At 64.1% G+C, this 23,837-nt stretch carries 23 protein-coding genes; 14 read left to right on the top strand and 9 right to left on the bottom strand.

The window, feature by feature from the left end; all coding sequences use genetic code 11:
• The first annotated feature begins 14 nt into the window (after nt 1-14).
• Entirely contained in the window at nt 15-1,019 is a 1,005-nt protein-coding gene (locus AB3X86_RS11905) for a sterol desaturase family protein (protein ID WP_368596123.1), read from the top strand.
• A 75-nt stretch (nt 1,020-1,094) separates the two neighbouring features.
• Here AB3X86_RS11905 and AB3X86_RS11910 read toward each other — a convergent pair whose 3' ends face one another.
• From AB3X86_RS11910 to AB3X86_RS11920, 3 genes are all read right to left on the bottom strand, one after another.
• Entirely contained in the window at nt 1,095-2,432 is a 1,338-nt protein-coding gene (locus tag AB3X86_RS11910; RefSeq protein WP_368596124.1) for an AAA-associated domain-containing protein, read from the bottom strand.
• A 10-nt stretch (nt 2,433-2,442) separates the two neighbouring features.
• The gene (locus AB3X86_RS11915; protein WP_368596125.1) at nt 2,443-4,194 is read right to left on the bottom strand and encodes an ABC transporter permease; all 1,752 of its coding nucleotides are present in this window, start codon (nt 4,192-4,194) and stop codon (nt 2,443-2,445) included.
• Between the two features lie 214 nt (nt 4,195-4,408).
• Nucleotides 4,409-4,549 carry a hypothetical protein gene (locus AB3X86_RS11920; RefSeq protein ID WP_176383085.1) on the bottom strand — a complete coding sequence of 47 codons (141 nt, stop codon included), beginning with the start codon at nt 4,547-4,549 and terminating at the stop codon, nt 4,409-4,411.
• Between the two features lie 960 nt (nt 4,550-5,509).
• Here AB3X86_RS11920 and AB3X86_RS11925 point away from each other — a divergent pair.
• Complete coding sequence (locus tag AB3X86_RS11925; RefSeq protein ID WP_368596126.1) at nt 5,510-7,006, top strand: carbohydrate porin; 1,497 nt, start codon at nt 5,510-5,512, stop codon at nt 7,004-7,006.
• A gap of 144 nt (nt 7,007-7,150) precedes the next feature.
• Here the strand turns inward: AB3X86_RS11925 and AB3X86_RS11930 are convergent, their stop codons facing one another.
• Nucleotides 7,151-7,492 carry a carboxymuconolactone decarboxylase family protein gene (locus AB3X86_RS11930; RefSeq protein ID WP_368596127.1) on the bottom strand — a complete coding sequence of 114 codons (342 nt, stop codon included), beginning with the start codon at nt 7,490-7,492 and terminating at the stop codon, nt 7,151-7,153.
• Nucleotides 7,493-7,608: 116 nt separating this feature from the next.
• Between AB3X86_RS11930 and AB3X86_RS11935 the strand changes: the two genes are divergently transcribed.
• Nucleotides 7,609-8,586, top strand: a complete 978-nt coding sequence (locus AB3X86_RS11935; RefSeq protein WP_368596128.1) for a cupin domain-containing protein — start codon at nt 7,609-7,611, stop codon at nt 8,584-8,586.
• Nucleotides 8,587-8,613: 27 nt separating this feature from the next.
• Here the strand turns inward: AB3X86_RS11935 and AB3X86_RS11940 are convergent, their stop codons facing one another.
• Nucleotides 8,614-9,186, bottom strand: a complete 573-nt coding sequence (locus AB3X86_RS11940) for an aromatic acid exporter family protein (protein WP_368596129.1) — start codon at nt 9,184-9,186, stop codon at nt 8,614-8,616.
• Nucleotides 9,187-9,259: 73 nt separating this feature from the next.
• Entirely contained in the window at nt 9,260-10,687 is a 1,428-nt protein-coding gene (locus AB3X86_RS11945; protein WP_368596130.1) for a PLP-dependent aminotransferase family protein, read from the bottom strand.
• 344 nt (nt 10,688-11,031) lie between these two features.
• Here AB3X86_RS11945 and AB3X86_RS11950 point away from each other — a divergent pair, with 344 nt between their 5' ends.
• From AB3X86_RS11950 to AB3X86_RS11965, 4 genes are all read left to right on the top strand, one after another.
• Complete coding sequence (locus AB3X86_RS11950; RefSeq protein WP_368596131.1) at nt 11,032-12,264, top strand: NAD(P)/FAD-dependent oxidoreductase; 1,233 nt, start codon at nt 11,032-11,034, stop codon at nt 12,262-12,264.
• 35 nt (nt 12,265-12,299) lie between these two features.
• Nucleotides 12,300-13,448, top strand: a complete 1,149-nt coding sequence (locus AB3X86_RS11955) for a branched-chain amino acid ABC transporter substrate-binding protein (protein ID WP_176106071.1) — start codon at nt 12,300-12,302, stop codon at nt 13,446-13,448.
• Between the two features lie 471 nt (nt 13,449-13,919).
• Nucleotides 13,920-14,705, top strand: a complete 786-nt coding sequence (locus tag AB3X86_RS11960; protein WP_368596132.1) for a response regulator transcription factor — start codon at nt 13,920-13,922, stop codon at nt 14,703-14,705.
• A gap of 160 nt (nt 14,706-14,865) precedes the next feature.
• Nucleotides 14,866-17,631, top strand: coding sequence for a LuxR C-terminal-related transcriptional regulator (locus tag AB3X86_RS11965; protein ID WP_368596133.1), 2,766 nt, complete (start codon nt 14,866-14,868; stop codon nt 17,629-17,631).
• A gap of 38 nt (nt 17,632-17,669) precedes the next feature.
• On the opposite strand, the gene AB3X86_RS11970 is transcribed toward AB3X86_RS11965, so the two are convergent.
• A complete protein-coding gene (locus tag AB3X86_RS11970) occupies nt 17,670-18,083 on the bottom strand; it encodes a DUF3175 domain-containing protein (protein WP_368596134.1) in 414 nt (137 codons plus the stop codon).
• Nucleotides 18,084-18,145: 62 nt separating this feature from the next.
• Complete coding sequence (locus tag AB3X86_RS11975; RefSeq protein ID WP_176383067.1) at nt 18,146-18,652, bottom strand: PRC-barrel domain-containing protein; 507 nt, start codon at nt 18,650-18,652, stop codon at nt 18,146-18,148.
• A 303-nt stretch (nt 18,653-18,955) separates the two neighbouring features.
• On the opposite strand from AB3X86_RS11975, the gene AB3X86_RS11980 reads away from it, so the two are divergent.
• Both AB3X86_RS11980 and AB3X86_RS11985 read left to right on the top strand, forming a co-directional pair.
• Entirely contained in the window at nt 18,956-19,267 is a 312-nt protein-coding gene (locus tag AB3X86_RS11980; protein ID WP_368596135.1) for a hypothetical protein, read from the top strand.
• 86 nt (nt 19,268-19,353) lie between these two features.
• Nucleotides 19,354-19,650, top strand: a complete 297-nt coding sequence (locus AB3X86_RS11985) for a hypothetical protein (RefSeq protein ID WP_368596136.1) — start codon at nt 19,354-19,356, stop codon at nt 19,648-19,650.
• 27 nt (nt 19,651-19,677) lie between these two features.
• Here the strand turns inward: AB3X86_RS11985 and AB3X86_RS11990 are convergent, their stop codons facing one another.
• Nucleotides 19,678-20,958 (bottom strand): DNA topoisomerase IB, encoded by a 1,281-nt coding sequence (locus tag AB3X86_RS11990; protein ID WP_368596137.1) that lies wholly within the window; start codon nt 20,956-20,958, stop codon nt 19,678-19,680.
• Nucleotides 20,959-21,082: 124 nt separating this feature from the next.
• Between AB3X86_RS11990 and AB3X86_RS11995 the strand changes: the two genes are divergently transcribed.
• From AB3X86_RS11995 to AB3X86_RS12015, 5 genes are all read left to right on the top strand, one after another.
• Nucleotides 21,083-21,427, top strand: a complete 345-nt coding sequence (locus AB3X86_RS11995) for a chemotaxis protein (RefSeq protein ID WP_176106065.1) — start codon at nt 21,083-21,085, stop codon at nt 21,425-21,427.
• Nucleotides 21,428-21,577: 150 nt separating this feature from the next.
• On the top strand, nt 21,578-22,129 hold the full coding sequence (locus AB3X86_RS12000) for a type 1 glutamine amidotransferase domain-containing protein (protein ID WP_368596138.1): 552 nt from the start codon (nt 21,578-21,580) through the stop codon (nt 22,127-22,129).
• An 81-nt stretch (nt 22,130-22,210) separates the two neighbouring features.
• Nucleotides 22,211-22,783, top strand: a complete 573-nt coding sequence (locus AB3X86_RS12005; protein ID WP_368596139.1) for a DUF4142 domain-containing protein — start codon at nt 22,211-22,213, stop codon at nt 22,781-22,783.
• A complete protein-coding gene (locus AB3X86_RS12010) occupies nt 22,780-23,124 on the top strand; it encodes a DUF1488 domain-containing protein (protein ID WP_176383054.1) in 345 nt (114 codons plus the stop codon). The genes AB3X86_RS12005 and AB3X86_RS12010 overlap by 4 nt, the downstream gene beginning before the upstream one ends.
• Before the next feature lie 100 nt (nt 23,125-23,224).
• On the top strand, nt 23,225-23,806 hold the full coding sequence (locus tag AB3X86_RS12015) for a hypothetical protein (protein ID WP_368596140.1): 582 nt from the start codon (nt 23,225-23,227) through the stop codon (nt 23,804-23,806).
• Nucleotides 23,807-23,837 lie beyond the last annotated feature (31 nt).

A 23,837-nucleotide genomic window follows, 5' to 3' on the forward strand; every position in this document is an offset into this window, starting at 1 on the left:
CCGAAAGGCTTTACATGATTCACGAACTCGCCGCTCAACTCGACAACGGCATCTCAGCCCTGCAGACGCTGCTGTACGTCGACGTGGTCCAGCCGATCTTCTACCGCTTCAATCTGATGGGCTACGACGAAGACACTTACGACGCGCTCTACTGGGTGATCGTCGGCGCGATGCAGATAGTCGTGTCGTATCTGCTGTTGCGCCCGCTCGAAGCGCTGCGCCCGGTGGAGACATGGTCGGACCGCAGGGCGCTGCGCGCGGACGTGGCCTACACGTGGATCGCCAAGCTCGGCATCATCAATCTTGCATTCTTCTTTCTGCTGCAGCCGTTCTTCAATCATTGGCAGAGCCTGATGGCGATCCACGACGTGCCCAACATCGAGGTCGATGATTTGTGGCCGGGCGTCACCGATCAGCCGCTCGTGTCGTTTCTGATCTACCTGATCGTGCTCGATTTCGCCGGCTACTGGTATCACCGCTGGCAACATCGGTTCGGCGTGTGGTGGGAATTGCATGCGGTTCATCACAGCCAGCGGCAGATGTCGCTGTGGGCCGACGACCGCAATCACTTTTTGGACGACATCTTGCAGGCGGCGTTTTTTGCGGCCATTGCGCTGTTCATCGGCGTGCAGCCAAACCAGTTCGTCGTGCTCGTCGCGCTCGGCAATTTCATGCAGAGTGTGCAGCACGTGAATGCGCGCCTCCCGTATGGATGGCTGCTCGAACGCCTGATCGTGAGCCCGGCGTTTCATCGGCGTCATCATGCGATTGGCTATGGCCACGAAGGCACCCGCTACGGCTGCAACTTCGGCGTGCTGTTCCCGTGGTGGGACATGCTGTTCGGCACCGCGTCGTGGGAGCGCGCCGTCGAGCCGACCGGCATCCGGGATCAGCTGCCCGCGCCGCATGGTGCCGCGCGCTCGTATGGGGATGGGCTGATCGCTCAGCAGTGGTACGCGTTCGGCCGCATTGCCGGGCGGCTGCGCGGCCGGCCCGGTGCGGGCGAGATCAATCCGTGAAGGTCGGCGCGAACTGAAAAATGGCCGCGAAGCACCTCCGTCAGGTTCTCCGCGGCCATTTCGTTTCGGCCCCGCTCAGGTCTCGACATCCGCGAGACTGAAGGTTTCCGTCTTGTCGTTGTACGAGAAGATTTCCGCGTAACGGCCCCAGTCGATCACCGCATCGAGGGTTTCCTGCGCCGCGCTGTCGGACAGCAGGTCCTCGAGCTCCTGCTCGAAGCGCACGCGCGGCGCGCGATGTCCGGGCCGTTCGTTGAGGACCTTCCTGATTCGCGCGGCGAGCGGCACACACTGCAACAGATGATCGGCGAACATGATCTTGCGCTCCTGCGTGCTGCCCTCGGCGAATCGATGCGCGGGCGGCGTGAGGAACACATCGCCCTCGCTGACTTCGGCAAAGCCGAGGTACTGCAGCATCTCCGCGATCGGGAACAGTTCGTCGACTTCCAACTGCAGCGTGCGCGCAATCTCGGGCATGTCGGCGCGGCCGTTATAGGGCGCTGCCGCAAGCGTTTCGATCAGACCAGCCATCAGGTTCGTCGACACGTTCGGCAACCAGCTGCCGGGTTCGAGTTCGCGTTTGGCCGCGGCTCCAGTGGGGCGCGCGGTCATCTTCGCGTAGATTTCGTCGACGAGCGCGCGAAAATCCGGGTCGAGCCGGTTGCGCGGATGAGCGAACGGCACCACGGTCTCGGCCACCACGCGCCCGGGGTTCGACGACAGTACGAGGATGCGATCGCACATGAATACGGCTTCCTCGATGTTGTGCGTGACTATAAGAACCGACTTGATCGGCATGCGGTCCTGGTTCCACAGGTCGAGCAGGTCGGTACGCAGCGTTTCGGCGGTCAGCACGTCGAGCGCGGAGAACGGCTCGTCCATCAGCAGGATGGTCGGATCGACGACGAGCGCGCGTGCGAAGCCGACGCGCTGCCGCATGCCGCCCGACAGCTCGCGCGGATACGCGTTTTCGAAGCCGTCGAGACCGATCAGATCGATCGCCGCGAGCGCGCGCGTGCGCCGCTCCTCGATGCCGACGCCGAGCGCCTCCAGCCCCGCTTCGACGTTCTGCAGCACCGTCAGCCACGGAAACAACGCGAAGGTCTGGAACACCATCGCGACGCCCTCGGCTGGACCGTCGAGCGGCTTGCCCAGGTAGGTCACGTTGCCGCTCGTCGGCCGGATCAAACCGGCGATGATGCGCAGCAGCGTCGACTTGCCCGAGCCCGAGCGGCCGAGCAGTCCGACGATCTCGCCCTCGCGCAGCGTCAGATTCACGTCGTCGAGCACCAGCAGCTCGCTCTGATTTTTATGAAAGCCGCGGCTCACGTGCTCGATGTTCAGCACCTGCCCGCCCAGGCGCGGCGACGACTGGAGCAGGTCGGCGGGGATGGCTTGAATGACGTTTTGCATGGGTTTACTCCTAGTCGAGTCGGAGCCTTGATTCGGCGAAGGCATACAGGGGACGCCACAGCGCGCGGTTGAACAGCGTGACGAATAGCGCCATCACGGCGACGCCAAGGATGATCTTCGGAAAGTCGCCGGCGGCGGTCGTCTCGGCGATATAGGCGCCGAGGCCATGCGCGGCGACCTTGGTATCGCCCCACTGGACGAACTCGGACACGATGCTCGCGTTCCACGCACCGCCCGACGCGGTGATCGCGCCGGTCACGTAGTAAGGGAACACGCCCGGCAGCATCACCTGGCGCCACCATTGCCAGCCGCGGATGCGGAAGTTGGTGGCCGCCTCGCGGTAGTCGTTCGGATAGGCGGTCGCGCCCGCGATCACGTTGAACAGGATGTACCACTGCGTGCCGAGCACGATCAGCGGCGACAGCCAGATATCCGGATTCAGATGAAAGCGCACGATCACGATCACGAACACCGGGAACAGCAGATTCGCGGGAAACGCGGCGAGAAATTGCGCGAGCGGCTGGACCTTTTCCGCGAGCGCCGGACGCAGGCCGATCAGCACGCCGATCGGCACCCAGATTAGCGACGAGATCGCGATCAGCACGGCGACGCGCAGCAGCGTGATGAGCCCGAGCAGGAACACGTGACCGACCTCGTCGAGCGTCACGCCGGTACGCACATAGGCGACGACGCGATAGATCACATAGACCGTCAGCACGAATACGAGCACGCCCCACACGATGTCCCCGACGCGTGTCGAAGTGTCGCTGCGTGCTCGGCTGGCACGCCGGACGTTCGCGAAAGGCACACGCAAAGGGATGCGCGCGGTGCTCGCGAGCAGCACGCCCGCCGGCGTCAGCAACTGATGAATCAGACGTGTGCGCCGCATCATGTCGAGCAGCCAGGACTGCGGCGCGTTGCCCGAACTCGTGGTCTCCATGCGGAACTTGTCGGCCCACGCGACGAGCGGACGGAACAGCAGCTGGTCATAGGCGAGGATCACGACCGTCATCGCGAGGATGACCCAGCCGATCGCGTGCAGGTTCTTGTCGCTGATCGCCTGCGCGAGGTAGGCGCCGATGCCCGGCAGCGTAATCGTGTTGTTGCCGACCGTGATCGCTTCGGAAGCCACGACGAAGAACCAGCCGCCCGACATCGACATCATCATGTTCCAGATCAGTCCCGGCATCGAGAACGGCACTTCGAGCTTCCAGAAGCGCTGCCACGACGTCAGGTGAAAGCCGCGCGACACCTCATCGAGGTCGCGCGGCACCGTGCGGAGCGACTGGTAGAAGCTGAACGTCATGTTCCACGCCTGGCTCGTGAAGATCGCGAAGATCGCGGCGAGCTCGGCGCCGAGCACGCGGCCCGGGAACATCGCGAGGAAGAAGGTGACCGTAAACGAGATGTAGCCGAGCACCGGCACCGACTGCAGGATGTCGAGAATCGGCACCAGCACGAGGCCGGCGCGGCGGCTCTTGGCGGCCAGCGTGCCGTAGACCAGCGTGAAGATCAGCGAGGCGACCATCGCCGCGAGCATGCGCAGCGTGGTGCGCATCGCGTACTCGGGCAGGTTGGCCGGATCGAGCGAGATCGCCTGGGTCTTTAGCGTCGACATCGGCGCGAGCGTCTCGTGAAAGCCGATCGACGCCATCGCGATCAGGCAGATGATCAACGGAAAGGCAACGAAGTCCCAGCCGTTTGGAAGCAGCCGCCGCGCGGATGCGTTGGCGGTGCGGTTCAGATTGAAACCGAACTCCATCAGTCACCTCCGGGGCCGTGAGTATTGGTGAGCAGCGAAGTCGTGCCGCCGTACAGGGCGGTGGCCTGCGCATCGATTCGCGACGGATCGTTGAGTTGGAACATAACTAATTGCAAGTTGATGAAAGGGCTTATTCAGCAAGCAACGGTCACGACGAGGCACCACCACAATCTTTCGATGATGGCGTCGATTCGTGACAGGAGCTTGGCAGAACTTAGGAGAAAAGCGAGCCGATGCGGCGCCACAGCGTGGGGAGCCGATTCGAGCGGACCGGATCGAGCGATAGAAGCGACTCGTAGTGAGCGCGCGACTCGTTGCGATAAGGCAGATGCGGCAAAAGCAGAGCGAAATTCATGACGTTTCTCCGCGCGTCGTGTGTTGACGCGGCAAGCGGAAAGCGGGCAGACGGTCCAACGTCGCACGCTTGGCGCGGCGTCAGGGTGCTAGCTGCTTTCCTTCTGTAAGACTGAAGGGAAGGGGCATAAACAACAACTGTCACTGTCGGGCATGTCGGCTCCTCGTCGGGTTGAACTGCGCGCGGACGCGCAGCGTGGCTCTACCGGATTCGTCCGAACCCGCGAGCAGGCGCGGGTATGGGCGAGCGCCGGCCGCAAACCCGAAGGCTTGCGAGGGCGTGCCAGCGTGGACGAGCGAAGGCCGCGTCCACATGGCGCTAATGATCGAGGTGCACGAAGGAGCTTTGCTGCGGCGCGCACCGTTCTGCCTGCTGGCGGAACGGCGGCGCGGGGAAGGGGCGCGGACGTTCTGCCGGTCAGGCAGTGAAACTGTTCGAAGATTGACTACTGCAGGTGTCCAAGGCATCAGCCTCATTTGAGAAGACGGGCGAATTCTAGACGCGGTAAAAACCAGGAGTCAACCGGATTCTTTAAGCAGAGCCAACATTCTTCGAAAGAACCCGAGGCCGTCCTTGTGCGATTTTTACTTGCGCTTTTGGCGAGCATGTCAATACAATCCGCCCCAACGTATCGAAGGAGTCGTCCATGGACCCGTGTCCAGAAAGTGGAAGTCCGATGCCGGCCAGCACCGGCAGCGCCACCGCGAGATAGTCGCCGCAGGTTCACTCCTTCGCCGCTGACTCGCTTAAGTCGGGTTAGCGCGCTTCAATTCCAACCGGCCTTGCCGTCGGTTCTGTAGCACGCCTGCTCTTTTTTGACCGTCGTTTGCGAGCCCGCTTGCAGAGGCGATTGCGCTTTCGCATTTGCGCTCGTTGTTTGCCAGATCTTTCGCACACGTCCATGTGCATGTGCGAATAACGACGGAGCGATCCCCCTATAACTCCGATCCCCAACAACCGATGAAAAATATCGACAAGCGCAGACTACTGGGCTCCGGCGGTTCGATCGCCGTGACTGCGGTCCTTTCCCTCGGCCTCGGCCCTTGCGCGTTCGCGCAGACACCCGGCGACGCCACCCCGGCGCAAGCGGCGCCATCGACTGCACCGGCCGCACCGGTTCCCGGCGCCAAGGACAATGCGGCGCCCGCCGATCAGACCGTCGCAGCGCCGACCGGATTGTGGGAGCGCTCGAACCTGTTCGGCGAAATGGGCGGCCTGCGTCCCTGGCTCGGCAACTATGGCGTGACGTTCAATCTGCAGGAGACCAGCGAATACATGGGCAACCTGTCGGGCGGCACCAATCGCGGCGGTGCCTATCAAGGCTTGACCGGGTTCGGACTCGTCGTCGATACGGAAAAGGCCTTCGGATTGCCGGGGGGCACCTTCAACGTCTCCGGTCTGCAGATTCACGGCACGAGCCTGACCGCCAGAAATCTGCAAACACTGCAAACTGCGAGCGGCATCGAAGCCGACGCCGCGACCCGTCTGTGGGAACTGTGGTATCAGCAGTCGCTCGGCAACGTCGATGTGAAGATCGGCCAGCAGAGTCTCGATCAGGAGTTCATGGTCAGCCAGTACGCGGCTACCTTCATGAATGCAACGTTTGGCTGGCCGGTGCTGCCGGCCGTCGATCTGCCCGCGGGCGGACCGGCCTATCCGCTGTCGTCGCTCGGCGTGAGGGCGCGCGCATCGTTCGCGAACGGTGTCACCGTGCTGGGCGGCGTATTCGACGGCAACCCGGCGCCAGGCGTCGGCGATCCGCAAAAGCTCAACGCGAGCGGCGCGAACTTCAATCTTGGCAACGGCGCGCTCGTGATCGGCGAACTGCAGTACGCGATCAACCAGCCGTCGGCGAATCCTTCCGATCCGAGGCCGGCTGGCCTGCCGGGCACCTACAAGCTCGGCTTCTGGTACAACAGCAACCACTTCGCGGATCAGGGTTTCGACACCGGCGGCCTGTCGCTGGCGAATCCGGCGAGCAACGGCATGCCGACGAATCATCGCGGCAACTACAGCTTCTACGCGGTTGCCGACCAGATGGTGTGGCGCGCGGGCCCCGACAGTCCCCAGTCGGTCGGCGTGTTCGCCCGCATCATGGGTGCGCCGGGCGATCGCAATCTGGTCGATCTCGGCGTCAACGCGGGCGTCACGCTCAAGGCGCCGTTCAAGGGCCGCGACAACGATGTGGTCGGGCTCGCGCTCGGCTATGCAAAGATCGGTTCTCACGCGCAGAATCTGGCGAGCGCGCAGGCGCTGTACACGCCGGGCTATCCGTCGCGCAGCGCGGAGACGGTGCTCGAAGCCACTTATCAATACCAGGTCGCGCCGTGGTGGATGCTGCAAGCGGACTTCCAGTACTTCTGGCGGCCGGGCGGCGGGATTCCGGACCCGGACGATTCGTCCCAGCGCATCAGAAACGAAGCGGTTCTCGGCTTGCGCACGACGATCCAGTTTTGAGGAAAGGTCGCGCGGGAGGCTGATACGCGCTTCATCAATCGCTTCAACAAAGGCCGCGCGCCGCATCGCCGAACATGATCGGTCGATGCGGCGCGTTACCACGCATGCCGACTTGGCGAGCGCCCCGGCTCATCATCGACTCGCTTACCCCTGCGCATGCGCGGCGACCGCGTCCAGCGTGCGCGCCGAGTACACCAGCGTCGCGCCCGCGTTGACCGCCATCGCGACGCCGAGCGCTTCGGCGATTTCCTCGCGGGTCGCGCCGTGCTTCAGCGCCTCGGCCGTATGGACCGTGATACAGCCGTCACAGCGCAGGGTCACCGCGACCGCGAGCGCAATCAGTTCGCGCGTTTTCGCGCCGAGCAGATCGGTCTTCTGACCGGCATTCGACATCGCCTGATACGCCTTCACGCTGTCCGGCGCGAGCTTCGACATTTCGCCGATACGGCCGAACAGTTCCTTGCGGTAATCGATCCAGTTCAACATGGCAGTGCTCCTTGGTCCGTTGCGCGCCAGCGGTCGCCGGCGTCGTGGAAACAGTATTGCGTCGCGCCGCGATATCCTGAATACTCATTCGACTCAACTTTTAGCGCGCTCGTCTCATGGACACGCTCAGTCGCCTGATCGACCTTGCCCGGCCGCAAGCGAGCCTCGATCTTCGCTGCCTGTTATCAGGCGCATTCGATGTCGATCACGCGCCGCTGGAGAGGGGCGTCGCGCCGTTTCATCTGGTGCTCGACGGCAATTGCGTGATCGAGACCGCCGCCGGCGAGCAGTTCGAATTGAAGGCCGGCGATTTCATGCTGTTTCCGCGCGGCGCCGCGCATCGCGTGCGCGACGTGAAGCGCTCGACGGGCGGCCTGCCGCTGACGCTCGGGCACGACGGCATGCTGCCGGTGCGGCGCAACGACGGTGAGGAAGCTGCCACATCCGCGCAGACGCCCAATCACACCGCGACTCATGAAGGCGTCGATCTGCTGTGCGGCCGCTTCGCCTATGCGCCCGGTTCGTCGGCGTTGCTGCTCGATGCGCTGCCCGATCCGCTGCACGTGTCGCTGGGGGACGCGCAGACGCTCGATGCGTTGCAAACGCTGATCGCTTTGATGCGCGGTGAAGCGGCGCGGCGTCAGCCTGGCGCGCTCACCATCGTGACGGCCTTGAGCCACGCGCTGTTCGCAATGGCACTGCGCGTGCACGGCGAGCGCAATGCGAACAGCGCCGGCATGCTCGCGTTGCTGACGGACGCACGACTCGGCGCATCGGTGCAAGCGATGCTCGATGCACCCGAACGCGCGTGGACGATCTCCGAACTCGGCGAGCGCGCGGCGATGTCGCGCGCGACCTACGCGCGCCGTTTCAACGAGCGCGCGGGCATGACCGTGATGGATTTTCTGACGCAGATCCGCATGGCGATCGCCAGCGACCTGCTGTTGCGCACGCAACGCAGCGCGGCGGACATCGGCGAGGCGGTCGGCTATCAGTCGGAGGCGGCGTTCGGCAAGGCGTTTGCGCAAAGCGTCGGCGTGACGCCGGGACGTTACCGGCGTCGCACGCAAACGGACGATGCTCCGGATGACTGACCAAAGAATCGACGCGCGCGCGTGATTCTATTTGGGCGTTTCGCCCTTGCTGAACGCACGTCTTTCGAGCGACGCCATCAGCCGCGCGACCACGAGCGCGCAGACCGTCCCGAGCGTCACTTCGGCAAGCCGCAGAAAAGCCTTGTCCCACGCGGGGCCGATGCCTGGCGCCAGCAGCATGATCGTCGCCGTGATGCCGCCAAGGCGCGCCGCGCTGCCGACGTTGACGACCCAGCAGATCAGGATCGCGGCCGCGACGGTCGCCATGTACGCGGCAAAATGGCCGCCGCCCGCGAGCGTGCCGATCAGCCCGCAAATGCCGCCGACCATCGCGCCGATGAACTGGTCGCGCGACAGCTTGCGAGTGTCGATATAGCTGTGCTGGCTCACCGCGATCGCGGTGATCGCGGCCCAGAACGCCTGCTCGGTGTGCAGCGCGCGGCCGATGCCGAACGCGAGACTCGCGCCCGCCACCGCCTGCACGGCCATGAAGCCGCCCTCGATCAAGCGGTCGCCGAGCGGCAGCGTCTTCAGGAAAGCGAACAGCGCATCGGCGGCGGGCGTGCGCGAGGAGGGGCTTGAATCGTCGGACGGAGTCATCGGATGAAGGCGGCTCGGCAGGGACAGGGTCGTGCCGTATTCTAGCGGCTCCGCCCGACGCTTCCATCGCTGTCTAGATCGTGCCGAACAGCGCGCGCGGCCGGTCGCGCAGCGTGTGCGCGAGAATTTGCAGGCCGCGCGTCAGGTGCTCGCGCGACTCGGCGCAAGCGAGATTGATGCGCACGCCGTGTTCGACCGTCGAGCGATCCACCGCGAACGCGGAGGCCGGCATCGTGTTGACGCCGCGCGCGAGCGCGTTGGCCGCGAAATCGTCCGAGCGCCACGGCGGCGGCACGCGCAACCACACGAACATGCATGCGGGATCGCTCTTCAGATGCTCGGCGGGCAGTAGTTCGCGCGCGATCTCCTGGCGCGCGCGCAACTCGGCGCGTTGCGCGTCGAGGATCGTCTGCGCGGTGCCGTCCTCGATCCAGCGCGTGGCGATCAGCGTCGACAGCGGCGCGGGCATCCACGCGGTCGTGCGCACCGCTTCCGCGGCCAGCGCCGCGCCATGCGGCGGCGTGTGCAGATAGCCGATGCGCAGGCCCGGTGCGAGGATCTTCGAGGTCGACGTGATGTGGAAGGTCAGCTCCGGGCACAGGCTCGCAATCGTCGGCAAGCGCGCTTGCAGCAGCGGACCGTACACGTCGTCTTCGATGATCACGATGTGATGCCGGCGCGCGATCTCGGCGAGCGCCGCGCGACGCGCGAGGCTCATCGTCACCACGGTCGGGTTCTGCAGATTCGGCACCGTGAAGATCGCCTTTACGCGCCGATGCCGGCACGCGTCTTCGAGACGGTCGGGCAGCAGCCCTTCGTCGTCGCTCGGAATGCCGACCAGTTCGAACTGAAACACCGGCGCGAGGGCTTTCAGGCCATAGTAGGTCAGCTGATCCGACAGGATCACGCCTTCATGCCCCATCAGGCTGCTCAGCACCGCATACAGGCCATGCTGCGCGCCGCTCGTCACGACCACGCTGTCGGCGCTGGGCGTGAAGCCGGGCGCGGCGAGCCATTGCGCGCCCGCGGCCCGCGCCCATTCGGGGCCCTGCGGCGGCTGATATTCCTGGGTCTGCGGATAGCGGGGATCGTGCGCGATCTGCGCCATCGTCCGCGCGAGCTGTGTGAGGAATTCACCGGTGGCGGGCCGGTTCACGGTCAGGTCCAGCACGGCGTTCGCGTCGGCGTGGCCGCTTGCCGATGTGCTGTCGCTGCGGGCACGCACGGCAGGCATGGCGCCGCCGGTGACGATCGAGCCGCGCCGCTTGCTCGCGACGATCAGCCCCCGCGCCTGCAACTCCTTGTACGCGCGCGACACGGTGGAGACATTCAGGCCCAGCTCCAACGCGAGCTCGCGCTGCGGCGGCAGACGGCTGCCGGGCGGGTAGAGGCCGCTGCGGACTTGTTCCTCGAGGCTGCGCGACAACTCGAGATAAGTCGGCTGACGGCCCTTTGTCTGGAGCACGTCCTCACCGTTTGTGTGGTCAATTGCGCTTTTCATCCAGCATGAATCTCCATGCAAAAACCCGTTCGAGCGTGCAGGACCCTGCCAATACTAAACCCGTTCGTCGTCGGATCGGCAACTGCAAGTACATCGCACTGCACGATGCCAGCCCGTTTCGCTCGGGGAAAGTACCTAAGTCCACACAAAGCCAAATTAATTGCACACAAAAAAACTTTGTGTGAGTATTAAAGCATGATTTGTGTGGCGTCGTGTCGAAAGACGACGCGCAATCGTGGTACAGGAGGGACGGTCGTGATAGAGCAGCAGAGCACGCTCCTGCCGGTCGATGCATCGGGCGGAAAGTCGGGTCGGGCGGCCAGTGCGGCCGAGTGGCGCACGCGATGAGCGAAGTCGCCGTGCTGGGCGCGGGCTTCATCGGCCTGTCGAGCGCCTACTGGCTGATGCGCGACGCTCACCACGTCACGCTGTTCGACGCGCTCGGTCCGGGCGAGGCCACGTCATACGGCAATGCGGGCACGTTCGCCAACTATGGCTGCATTCCGGTGAACAACCCGGCGGTGTTCCGCAATCTGCCGCGTTTCCTGTTTTCGCCGACGAGTCCGCTGCGGATTCGCTGGCGCTATCTGCCGCAACTCGCGCCTTGGCTTGTGCGTTTTCTATGCGCGTCGATGCCGCGGCGCTACGAGCACAGCGCTCGAGCGCTCGCAAGCCTGCTGTCGCGCGCGTTCGACGGTTATCGCGAGATGCTCGAAAGCGATAACCTGTCGCGCTTCGTGCGGCCGCGCGAATGCCTGTACCTGTATTCGAATGCGGCGTCGTTCGACGCGGCCCAGCCGTCGCTCGCGTTGCGGCGCTCGCTCGGCGTGCGCTTCGAAAACTTCGACCGCGCCGGCATCGCCGCACTCGAACCGAATCTCGCGCCGATCTTTGCGCACGGCACGTTGTTCAACGGCAGCTGGTTCCTCGGCGACCCGCGCGGCTTTTTGCAGGCGTTGCACGCGGCGCTGCTCGCTCGCGGCCTCAGGCATGAGCGCGTCGCGGTTCGCACGCTCGTGCCGGGTGCCAACAGCGTGCGAATCGTCGACGACGCGGGTCGCGCATATGATGCCGCGCAGGCGGTCGTCTGTGCCGGCGCATTTTCCGGCCGCTTCGCGCGCCAATGCGGCGACCGCGTACCTCTCGATACCGAGCGCGGCTATCACGTGCGCTTCCCCGGCACGTCGTCGCTGATTTCACGGCCGTGCGGCTGGGCCGAGCGCGGCTTCTACATGGTGCCGATGGACGGCGGCATCCGCGCCGCGGGCACCGTCGAACTGGGCGGCTATGGACCGCAGCGCAATGCCGCGCTGCTCGATCTGATCACGCGCTCCGCGCGGCTCGCGCTGCCGCAATTGCCTCAACCGGATAGCGACTGGCTCGGTTTCCGGCCGAGCCTGCCCGACGGCCTGCCGGTCGTCGGAGCGTCGAGCGCGTCGCCGCGCGTCGTCTACGCATTCGGTCATCAGCATCTGGGCGTCACGCTGGGCGGCGTGACGGGCAGCGTCGTCGCCGATCTGGTGGCGGGGCGCGTGCCGCCGGTCGATCTCGCGCCTTACAGCCCGCGTCGTTTTTAACCACCGCAACTGCTGCACGGAAGAGGACGGACATCATGAAACGCAGAAACCTGGTTGTCGCACTCGCCCTTGGGATGTTGTGCGCGCATGCGCCGTCGTACGGCGCAGAGCCGCAAATCGTCAAGATCGGCTTCGTCGGACCGCTGACCGGACCGGTCGCGCGGGTCGGCAAGGACCTGCAGAACGGCGCGCAGCTCGCGGTGGATGAAGCGAACGCGAAGCATCCGATGATCGGCGGCAAACCCGTCAAATATGTGCTCGACGTGCAGGACGATCAGGCCGATCCGCGCATCGCGATCCAGGTCGCGCAGAAACTCGTCGACGACGGCGTGGTCGGCGTGATCGGCCATTACAACTCGGGCTGCAGCATTCCGGCCTCGGCCGTCTATCACACGGCGAACGTCGCGATGATCACGCCGGGCTCGACGAATCCGGCGCTCACGGCGCAGGGTTTCGCGAACGTGTTTCGCACGATGGGGCACGACGGCGTGGGCGGTGTAATCGCGGGCGAGTTCGCGGTGCAGCAGTTGAAGGCGAAGCGCATCGGCATCATCGACGATCGCACCGCGTTCGGCCAGGGCCTCGCCGATGCGTTCGAGAAGGGCGCAAAGCAGGCGAACGGCAATGTCGTCGATCGCGAATTCACGAACGACAAGGCGGTCGATCTGCGCGCGATCCTGACTTCGTTGAAGCAGAAAAACGTCGACCTGATCTTTTTCGGCGGACTCGACGAGCAGGGCGCGATGCTGGTCAAGCAGATGCGCTCGCTCGGCATGCCCGCGCAACTGTTTGGCGCGGGTGCGCTGAAGAGCAACGCGTTCCTGCAGATTGCGGGCAACGCGGGCGAGGGGACGCGCGATCTCGAGCCCGGTCCTGCGCTCGACAAGCTGCCGTCCGCGCAGGAGTTCGGCAAGCGCTACAAGGCGCGCTTCAATCAGGATGTCGAGCTGTATGCGCCGTTCGCCTACGACGCCGCGCTCGCGATGATTCAGGCAATTCAGAGCGCGGACTCGCTCGATCGCGCGAAGATCGTCGCGGCTTTCCCGAAAGTGAACGTAACGGGCGTGACAGGGAAAATCGCGTTCGATCCGCATGGGGATCTGATCAAACCGCCTTATACGCTGTTCGAAGTGCAGCAGGGGCAGTGGAAGAGTCAGCGGACCGTGGGCGGCGGCGGGGTGTGAGGTTTATCCAGACTAAGCCGGCTGTCGCGACGCCGCTTCGCGGCGCGCGGTCCGGGGGGCGCCGGCTTGTCCGATCGATGCAGCAGCCCGTGCCGCGCAACGAGCGTGTCTATCTGCTCGTTGGCGATCGAGGCGGAAATAAAGTAACCCCTCACAATCGATCTGATCGATTGTCTTGACCCACGCAAACAGTTCTGCGGTTTCGACACCTTCAATGACGACTCGCTTGCCCACAAATCGCAGGTGAGATCGAATCACCGATAAGGGGGGCGTCCACGCAACATGAACCCCCCCTTCGAAAACGCCATCCCCCCTCCCCGAAGGGGGGGATTTGAAAAGCGACTGGCTCTATCTTTCTTCTCGAAATTCAACAAGGCCTACGGGACCGGCTCAACTGGCCGCTCACGCCTATCTCCCGCAATTGTGGGGGGCCGGTCTTCCAGTCGGCAGCGAGAAGGAAAAAGGTGATAGATGAATATCCTGTTGGTCGAAAACGATCCCGCACAAGCTGATTCGATCGAAAGGGAAATCGGACAGTCCGGACATCGAATCAGCAAGGTCGAGCGGGGCAAGGACGCAATCAGTTTTCTCCAGGCCAACGAGGTCGATCTCGTGGTGCTCGATTGGGAACTACCGGGCATGAGCGGCTTCGAGGTGCTGTACTGGATACGCCGTCATCTGGGCCGTGAACCCGCGGTGCTGTTCGTGACCAGACGGCTTCTGGAAGTAGAGATCGTGCAGGCGCTGGACGCCGGCGCGGATGACTACGTCGTCAAGCCGTTCCGGGCCAAAGAACTGGGGGCAAGGGTCGGCGCGCTGTTGCGTCGCACACGGCGCAGCATAAAAGTGGAAAGCGCCATCGCCGTTGGGCCGTATATCTTCGACGTCACGCAGCGCGGTGTTTTTCTGCACGGCGAATCGATCCTGTTGACGGAAAAGGAATTCGACGTGGCCGCCTATTTCTTCGCGCACGTCGGACGGGTCGTTTCCAAACGGCTTCTGGCAAAGCTTGCCTGGGGCCGCGAACTGGACAGTACCTCGCGCACGATCGACACGCACATCTACCGGCTTCGACGCAAGCTGGCGCTGCGGCCGGACAACGGCGTGCGATTGACGACCGTCTATACGCACGGCTACCGGCTCGACGAGGTCGATACCGGCAGTGCGAATGTGCAGGCGTCCGAGGTTTCCGAGCCGGACGATCCCGTCGCGGAGATCGACACGCCCGCGCAGCGCGCACAAAGCAATCTGCGCTAGCGATTCGACCCGAGACCCTATGCGACCCGAAGCGGATACCGGTCCTCGCGGCTCGTTGCGCAGCTCTGCATTGAGTCGTCACACGGTTCGGCGTATCTTCGAGACGAATTCACAACGACCCCTCCATGCCTCTCACGGATAGCCGGTGAGAGGACCACCCATGAATACACCCGCTGATAGTTTCGAGCGTGAATGGATCGTGTCGCTGATCCAGACCAAGATGATGCCGCCGCGTCTTCCCGCGGGTTGCGTGCAACGACCGGGCTTGCTCCGGCGACTCGATGAACGACGTCCGCGTCACATTACGCTCGTGACCGCGCCCGCGGGTTTCGGCAAAACAACTTTGCTTGCCGCATGGAGCGAAGCGCAAGCGAGAAAGAAGCGTCCCGTTGCGTGGCTCAGTCTCGATGGAGAAGACGACGACCCGCAGCAACTCGGCGCCTATCTGGTGGCGACGCTTTGTCGGGCGTCGAAGGAGATCGCGTGGCGGGCGCAGCAACTTCTCGATAACGATGCACACACGCCGGTCAGAACGGTCATTTCAGTGCTGCTCAATGACATCGCCGCATACGGCCGCGGGGTTTTCCTCGTGCTCGACGACGTCGACCGCCTGAGCGCGAAACCCGTTCTCGCGATCGTGTCGCGCCTGCTGCGCTACGCGCCCGACAACCTGCACGTGCTGCTCGGCGCGCGCGGCGAACCGGCGTTGTCGCTGAGCGCGCTGCGCTCCCCCGACAAACTTTCGCATGTGACCGTCGACGATCTGCGCTTTTCGCTCGACGATGCTCAAGCGTTTTTCCATCACACCGGTAATGCGCTGCTCGACCGCAACAGCGTCGAGTTGTTGAACAGCGCGACCGAGGGATGGGTTGCCGGCTTACAGCTGGCTTCGCTCGGACTGAACCGGGTCGATGACGTGGCCGCGCTTGCCAGTCATCTCGCCGGTTCCCGATTCGGCATCGATCGCTACCTGAACGATACGGTGCTTGCGCATTTGCCGCCGCATATGCTGACGTTTCTGCTGTACACGTCGATTCTCGAGCGGCTTACCGCGACGCTGTGCGACGACGTCATGGGCGGTGAAGGCGACAGCGGTGAGAAGCTCGACTGGCTCGAGCGTCATAACGTGTTCATCCGGCCGCTCGATGAAGCGCAAAGCTGGTATCGCTATCACGCGTTGCTGAGCGATGCGCTGCGCCGCCGTCTGATGCGTCAGGCGCCACGCCAGGTTCCGTTGCTGCATCGTCGGGCCAGCCTATGGTTCGCGCGTGCGCGTCTGTGGCCCGAAGCCGTGCGACATGCGCTGGCCGCGGGCGACATCGGGCAGGCGGCGCAGTGGGCCGAAAACTGTGCGATGGAGATGCTTCAACGCGGCGACCCGTTCATGCTGCCGGGCTGGATTCGCAAACTTCCGCCGGACGTGATCGCGAGTCGATTGCGCTTGCGTCTGGCGAAAGCGTGGGCACTCGCGATGTCGCTCGAAACCGCGCGCGCGTCGAAGGAGATCGGCGAGATTGCTGACGAGTTCGAGCGTATGGCCCGTGATGATCGGACCGCAGCCGACGAGATCGCGTGGGCGGAGATCAACGCGATCCGCGCGGTGATCGCTTGTGTGAACGACGACAGCGAGCATGCGCTGGAACTCGGGCGTGCCGTCCAGGCATCGACGGTGCCTGCGGAACCCTGGGTGCGCCAATACGGGCAAAGCGCGGAGATTTTCGGCTTGATGTATAGAGGGCAGTTCGCCTATATCTCGCGCGTATGGAGAGCGCGGGTCGATCAGGTGGGACTCAGCCAGAAGCCGAACAGCGCGGATATGCTGCGCGACGCGGTGTACGGCGTCGCCGCGCTGATACACGGCGATCTTCCCGATGCGAGGCGGGTGATGGAGGTCGCGATGCGCTACTCCGAAGACAAGCTGGGGGAGTGGTCGGCGGCCGCGGCCGCGGTTTCCGGTTGCCTTGCGTCGATTTACTACGAGTGCAACCAGCTGTCCAAGGCGCGGAAGTTGCTCGACGCTCGCATGACCATCGCGCTGGAGACCTCACCGCTCGCCGCGTTGATGCGCTATATGCTCACCTCGGCGCGCCTGCTGTGGCGCGATGGCAAAAAGGGGCCGGCGCTGGCCGTTCTCGAGGACGGCCGACAGCTCGCGATTACCCGTCGATGGTTGCGTCTGAAGCTCGCGTGCGATGCGGAATCCGTCCGGCAGCTGCTTGCCGACGGCAGGGTGGTCGAGGCGCGTCAGGTCGCCGACGAGCTGAGCGCGAGCGTACCGATGATGTGCGAAGGGCGACGGGGCTCGGCGATGGAAACGTGGGCAAGCTACTGTGTGCTGCAAGCCCGTGTTCTGCTCGCCGAAAATGCCGCCGCGGACGCCGTCGGTTTTCTTTCGCGCTTACTCGACAATCTGGTTGTACTGGGCTGGCGCTATGCCGAGGCCGTCGTTTCGTTGCTGCTCGCTCTCGCGCACGAGCAGAACGGCGCTTCGGACCAGGCTTTCGACGCGCTGGGAAACGCGCTGCGGATCGGCGGCGCGATGGGGATGATCAATAGCTTCGTGGACGAGGGACCGCCGATGCGTGCGTTATTGGAACGCTTTCGCCGCGCGCCATCGGAAATCGCGAGCGGGCACGCGACGTATATCGACACGGTGCTGTCGGCTTTCGACGAAGCGGATAACCCGCCATCGTCTTCGCCGGGTCATGCCGACACCAAGGTAGCGCCGGGCACACTGAGCGCGCGAGAACTCGAAATTCTGGGCTACGTCGCTCGAGGGCTTTCCAACAAGGAAATCGGGCGATCGCTGAATCTGGCGCCCGAGACGGTCAAATGGCATATGAAGAATGTGTTCGAGAAACTCAACGTCAATTCGCGATTCGAGGCCGTGCAGAGTGCCTTCGGCATTCAGCCTGGCGACGACTGAAGCGTCTGGCCGCGTAGTGCCGCCGCGATCCCGGCAGCTCACCGCGGCTCGCGTCCAAACGCTTCGCGCAGCTTGCGCTTGGCCTGTTGCAACGTATCGCGCCGCTCCTTCGGCAGGTTTCGGCCCGCCCGATTGACGTAGAAATTGAGCATCGACATCGCCGATTGAAACGGCGTGCCCTTGCGTCGTCGGCTCACCGTCGAGGAGTGCTTCAACGATTGCGCGATGGACTCCGCGCTGCCGGTTTTGAAAATATCCTTCTGGATGTCCATCGCGTCGCTCGTTTCCATCACGTGATGCGACCATTTCTTCGCGCCGGATGCGCCGCTCGACTTCGCGGTTTTGGCGCGATGCGCGGCCTGCGCCTGCGCATGGCGCTGGCGCGGTGGCCGTCCCGACTTGCCACGCGACACAGGGCGTTTCGATCTGCTGCTGGTCTTTCGGGTCGCCATTGTGTTTGCTCCTGAAGCGCAATGCCAGACTGGCCACGCATCGGAAATGGTCGGTTCGGCGATCAGAGCTTCACGCCGCCGGCCTCGGGTGCATCCGACGAACCCGGGGGAATGTCACCGACGCCCACGTCGTTGCGGTTCGTATAGACGTCGCCGCCCCAGTACGGTTCGCTGCCGTAGTACTGATGCACGGTGGTGGCCCACGTCTGATCCGCCATCGATGGCCAGTGATCCTTATCGAAACCCGGTGCGTTCTTCACGCGCTCGGCCACCATGTTCAATACGAAGCATTTTTCCTGCGTATCGAGCGTCAGCGCACTCCACGGAATCGCGAGCAGCTTGTCGCCGATGCCGAGAAAACCGCCGCTCGACAGCACTGCATACGCGATGCGGCCCGACCGCACGTCGAGCATGATGTCCTTGATCTTGCCGATGTGCTCGCCGTCGCTGCTGATGACCTTGTTGCCGTCGAGCGTAGCCGCAGCCATTACGTCCGGGCCTGGGCCTTCCGCGGTCGCGGCGCCTTTGCCGACGATGTTCGCGCCTTGCGTCTGGGTCTGCATCACCATGATGGGCTCCTTTGATGGGGTGAATGTACCGAGGCATTTAGCAACGGCCGTTCCATCGAGCCGTGTGGCGCCATTACTCTATGGCACCCGGCGCCGCATTCTCCCGACGAGGCGCCGCGCGCGTAAAGGATGCGAGCACGTTTGCAATTTTTGCGTCCATGCTGACGCTAGCGCTGCCCGGCGAAGCGCGATGCGCGCATGCGACGCATGCATCGCGCGGCATAGGCCTTGCTCGACTTTCAGTGATGGCGGCAGGAACTGAAGGATCACAACCGTCCTTTTCACTTCATGGAGAGAAGCCAGATGAGCAAGTATCCGAAGGCATGGCTGGTCGCGGCATGTGTGGCCGCGTCGGGCGCCGTCGCGTCGGGCGCCGCGTTCGCGCAGACGGGCGGCGGCAACGGCAATAGCGGCGCCGGCGGCGGCAACGCGCATGGCGCGGCGACCGCCGCGCCGACGGCGGGCAACGAGCCCGCACCGAATGCGATGGGCAGCACCGGGGGCTCGACTTCGTCGATGAAACACCATCACAAGAAGTCGAAGGCAATGAAGCCAATGAACGACACGACGAACACGCCCGGCGCCGATGCCAGCAGCGATACAAAGGGACAGTAACGCTGGATCGATGCGCAAGCGGCAATGCACCGTTGCGTTCCTCGTGACGCACGGACGATGCCGCTTCGCATCGGGGGGAGAATATCGTGACCAGGAACATTCATTATCAGGCGAACATCTGCGGGGGGGACTTCGCGCACGTTCGCGAATGCTTCAGCAACTGGAAGTCCGAGACGCTCGTGTATCGTCGGCAACAGCCGATGTTCGAAGGCAAGCAGGAAGTGCGGCCGTTGTCGGAGCGCGTGTTCGACAACGGCGAAGTCGCGCATAACACGCTCGCGAGCGTTTGTTCGCCTGGCGACGCGTATGCGCTGGCGGCCGAGATACGCGACGGCGAGCGCGATGTCTGGCTCGTGATGGCGGCATTCGAGGAAGACGTTTGAGCCTTCGCCGATTCATCGCCGAGCCCGTCACTGGGCCGCCGGTTTCGATTCAGATGGCAGTTCCAGCCCAGTGTGCATTTGGGCCGCGGCGCTTTCGTGTTTCGCGGCGGGGGATTTTTTGCGCACCACGCGCGATTTTTTCAGCAGACTCGTCAGCGAACCGTTGATGGTGTCGTCGGACGGCGACTCCCGCGTCTTGCGTCCTTTCCCACTGGTCGCGCGCGCGAGTTTCGCCGCGCGTTTTTCCGCCTGCGCCAGCAGCACCGCGAAGGCCACTTCATCCACCTTGAGTCCGCGGCGCGCTTGACCTGGCGCGAGGCTCCGCAATTCGTCGGCCTCGAACGCGCTGATGATCGCCGGGTGGATATAACAGCGCCGGCAGACAGCGGGCGTATTGCGCAGCAGGCTCGCCACCTCTTTCACGGTTGCGACGATATGACCGCGCGCTTCGGCTGCGCTGCTGCACATCAAACGGCGCAATGCCGCCAGCGCGTATACGCTGCCGGCCCATGTGCGGTAGTCCTTCGCGGTGAAGTCGGCGCCGCTCACGCGGCGCAGGTAGTCATTGATATCGGTCGAGCCGACGCCGTGGCGCGTGCCGTCTTCGTCGAGATACTGGAACAGGTCGTGGCCGGGCAGCTCCGCGCAACGTCGCACGATGCGCTTGACGGTTGGATTGTCCACGGTCACGTCGTGCTCGATGCCGCTCTTACCGCGAAACTGAAGTCGCAATTGACCGGCCTTTATCTTCACGTGCCGCTTGCGCAACGTCGTTAATCCGAATGACTGATTGTCGCGCGCGTATTCGGCGCTGCCGACGCGAATCAGCGTCGTGTCGAGCAAGTGCACGATGGCCGCGACGACCTTGTCGAGCGGCATGCCGGTCAGCTTCAGGTCACGCGCGACACGCGCGCGGATTTTCGGCAATGCGCGGCCGAACTCGGCCATCCGTTCGTACTTGTCGGCGTCGCGCGTTTCGCGCCAGCGCGGGTGATAGCGGTACTGCTTACGGCCGCGCGCGTCGCGGCCGGTCGCTTGAAGATGACCTCGCGGATCGGGGCAGATCCACACGTTTTCATAGGCGGGGGGAATCGCGAGCGAGTTGATGCGCTGGATCTCGTTCTCATCGACGATGCGCCTGCCGTTCAGGTCGAAATAGATGAAGCCGTTCCGCTCGCGCTTGCGTGTGTAGCCGGGTTTCGTGTCGTCGGCGTGGCGCAGGCCCGGCGGCATCGGCTGCGGTGCGGCGTGGGCGGTCGCGCTCGCCGAGTTGCGTGATGCGGTCGTGGAATGAGTCGCGGTAGTCATGGTCGCAAGTAGAAGTTTCAAGCGGCTGAAGCAAGGGGAATGCCATTGACACTGAACCGGGGCGCTTGAGCGGAACGGTCCTTGCGGAAAAAGTCGATGTGACCAACTGGAAAAGGGGGCTTTCATGACCAGCACACTCAATCCCGATGAAGAGCCGCAGCGGACAGTCAAGCAAACCTCCGGTACGACGGGCGCGCTGGGTCCCAGCGACTCGTCGGATAGCGGCAGCGACGTGGCGGGCGCGAAGCGTCACGATTTCGACGTCGATACGGAACTCGACAATCACGCGCTCGAAACCGGCGACGCGGAACTCGGCAGCGATACCGATCGCTCGGGTACGGGCGAGCGCGCGTCGGCCGACGGCGATTCGACGTTGGAAGCGGATCGCGATATCGACACCGACCACGTCGTCGATCCGCGAGTGCCTCCGGGCGCGGAGCGATCCGGCGAAGAGGAAACCGATGTCTGAGCAGGTTGCGTTTCGCGCACGAAGCGGCTCGCGCCGACCGGCGCAATCGGGCACGCGTCTTGCGGGAGAACGTTTTTGTGAAGGCGCCGCGCTATGCACCTGCATAACGAGCAAGCGAGCGAGCGCGGCGCCACTGGAAGGAGAGGACGCATGAGTGATGCACTGAATGGCTACAAGGTAGCGGTACTCGCCGTAGACGGCTTCGAGCAGGCGGAACTCGTGGAGCCGAAACGCGCGCTCACCGAGGCGGGCGCGACGGTCCACGTGATTTCGGCGAAGCCGGGCAAGATCCAGGGCTTCAAGCACGTCGACAAGGGCGACACCGTCGATGTCGATGCGACGTTCGACAAGGCCCGTCCCGAAGACTACGACGCGCTGGTGTTGCCGGGCGGCGTCGTGAACGGCGATGCGTTGCGACTGCTGCCGCAGGCGCAGGCTTTCGTCAAAGCGGTCGACAACGCGAAGAAGCCGATCGCGGTGATCTGCCACGGCACCTGGCTGCCGGTATCGGCGGGGATCATCAAGGGGCGCACGGTGACGAGCTGGCCTAGCCTGCAGGACGATATTCGTAACGCGGGCGGCACGTGGGTCGATCAGGAAGTGGTCGAGGACGGCAATCTGATTTCGAGCCGCAAACCCGCCGACCTGCCCGCATTCAACAGGACGCTGATCGGGCAACTGACGAAGCGCAAGGCGGCTTGATCGAAGGGCGGCGCGCTGGCTTCGACGCCGGCGCGTTGTGATTCGATACTGCGCATCGGCGATTCGACAGGGAGAAAGTGCATGAAATTCCGGTATTCCCTACAAGTGTTGACCGCCGCGCTGGCTGCGTTGGGCGCGAGCGCGGCAACGCTCGACACGGCCAGCGCGCAGGCGAGCGATGCGCCCGCGAGTGCCGCGCCGGCCGGTAAAACGACGCTGTCGCCCGCGGATCAGCAGTTCGTGCTCGAAGCGTCGAAGTCGGACGCCACCGAAATCGCCGCCAGCAAGATCGCGCTGAAGAACTCGAACGATCCGCAGGTCAAGAAGTTCGCGCAACAGATGATCGCGGACCACACGAAGCTGTCGCATGCGATGGCCGCGCTGGTCGCGAAGAAGGGCTTCAACCCGACGCCGTCCGCGGATTCCGCGCTGGTCGGCAAACTGCAGACGTTGAAGGGCTCCGGGTTCGATGCGGCCTACGTCGAGCAGGTCGGCGTGGAAGCGCATCAGCGTGCGGTGGATCTGTTCCAGCAGCAAAGCGAAAGCGGCACCGACGCGCAACTGAAGGCCGCGGCCATGCAAGCGCTGCCAACCATCAAGCATCACCTGGAGATGGCGCAGCAACTGGCCGGCAACTTGAAGGGCTCGTCATGAACGCGATCCTGCCACGGCCTGCTTATGAGGACTCTCTGATGCAGATCACTTTCCCCGACGACGACCCGGTCTTCGACGGCGCCAATCTGACCGTGCGGTTTCTTGCGCGCGTCGATGGCGAGCCGGTGGTCTGCTCGATCACCGCCGAGGCTCTGGAAGATCATTTCGGCGCGGAATCCGCGCTCGAACCTGCGTTGATGGCCGCGTTCGACAGAGGCCGTCAGCGCATCCGCTCGGTCTGCGCGGAAGCGCTCGACCAGAACAACGGAGAAGGCGTGGTGTTGCATAGCGGACTGTTCAGAGTGGAAGGCATGGAACCGGATCGCGGCACCGCGGCGTAGGGGTGCCGCGTGTGGCACTGACTGGGCGCGCTGCTCGTGACGCGCGCCACCCCGGCGACGGTATGGTCCGTGAACGCTAGTCAACGATAACGGAGGCGTAATGTCACTCATCGTCGCAGCACGCTTCACGACGTTTCCGGCCGCGGAAGGCGCGGCGCAAAAGCTTTTCGAGGCGGGTTTCGTCGAAGAGGACGTCACGCTGTTTTTCGTCAATCCGCGCGGCCAGCACGCACGTTTCCCGATCGGCGGCGACACGGATTCCGACCCCGGCGCGCGAGAGGCGCCTAAAGGCGTAGGCATGGGCGTGACGATCGGTGCGGTCATCGGCGCGGTGATCGGCGTGGCGATTTTCGCGGCGTTTTCCGCACCGCTGCTCGTGTCGCCGATCGCGGCGGGCGTCGGCGCGTATGTCGGCTCGCTGATCGGCGCGATGTTGCGCACCAAGGAGCATGGCAAATCGGACTATCGCGTGCCGTATCACGAGGAGGCCCGCAAATCGGGCGTGCTCGTCGCCGTGCACGTGTCGCCCGACAATCAGCTCGATGCCGCACGTGTGCTGCGCGAAGCGGGCGGCGTGTCGATCGAGAAGGCGACCGGCCGCTGGCAGCAGGGACACTGGGCCGATTTCGATCCGCTGAAGACGCCCGAACCGATCAAGGAATTCGCGGAGAAGCGCGAGTGATGTAAGCGATGCGGTATGCCAACGGAAAACG

Source organism: Paraburkholderia sp. BR14374 (assembly GCF_040948685.1).
Taxonomy (GTDB): Bacteria; Pseudomonadota; Gammaproteobacteria; order Burkholderiales; family Burkholderiaceae; genus Paraburkholderia; species Paraburkholderia youngii.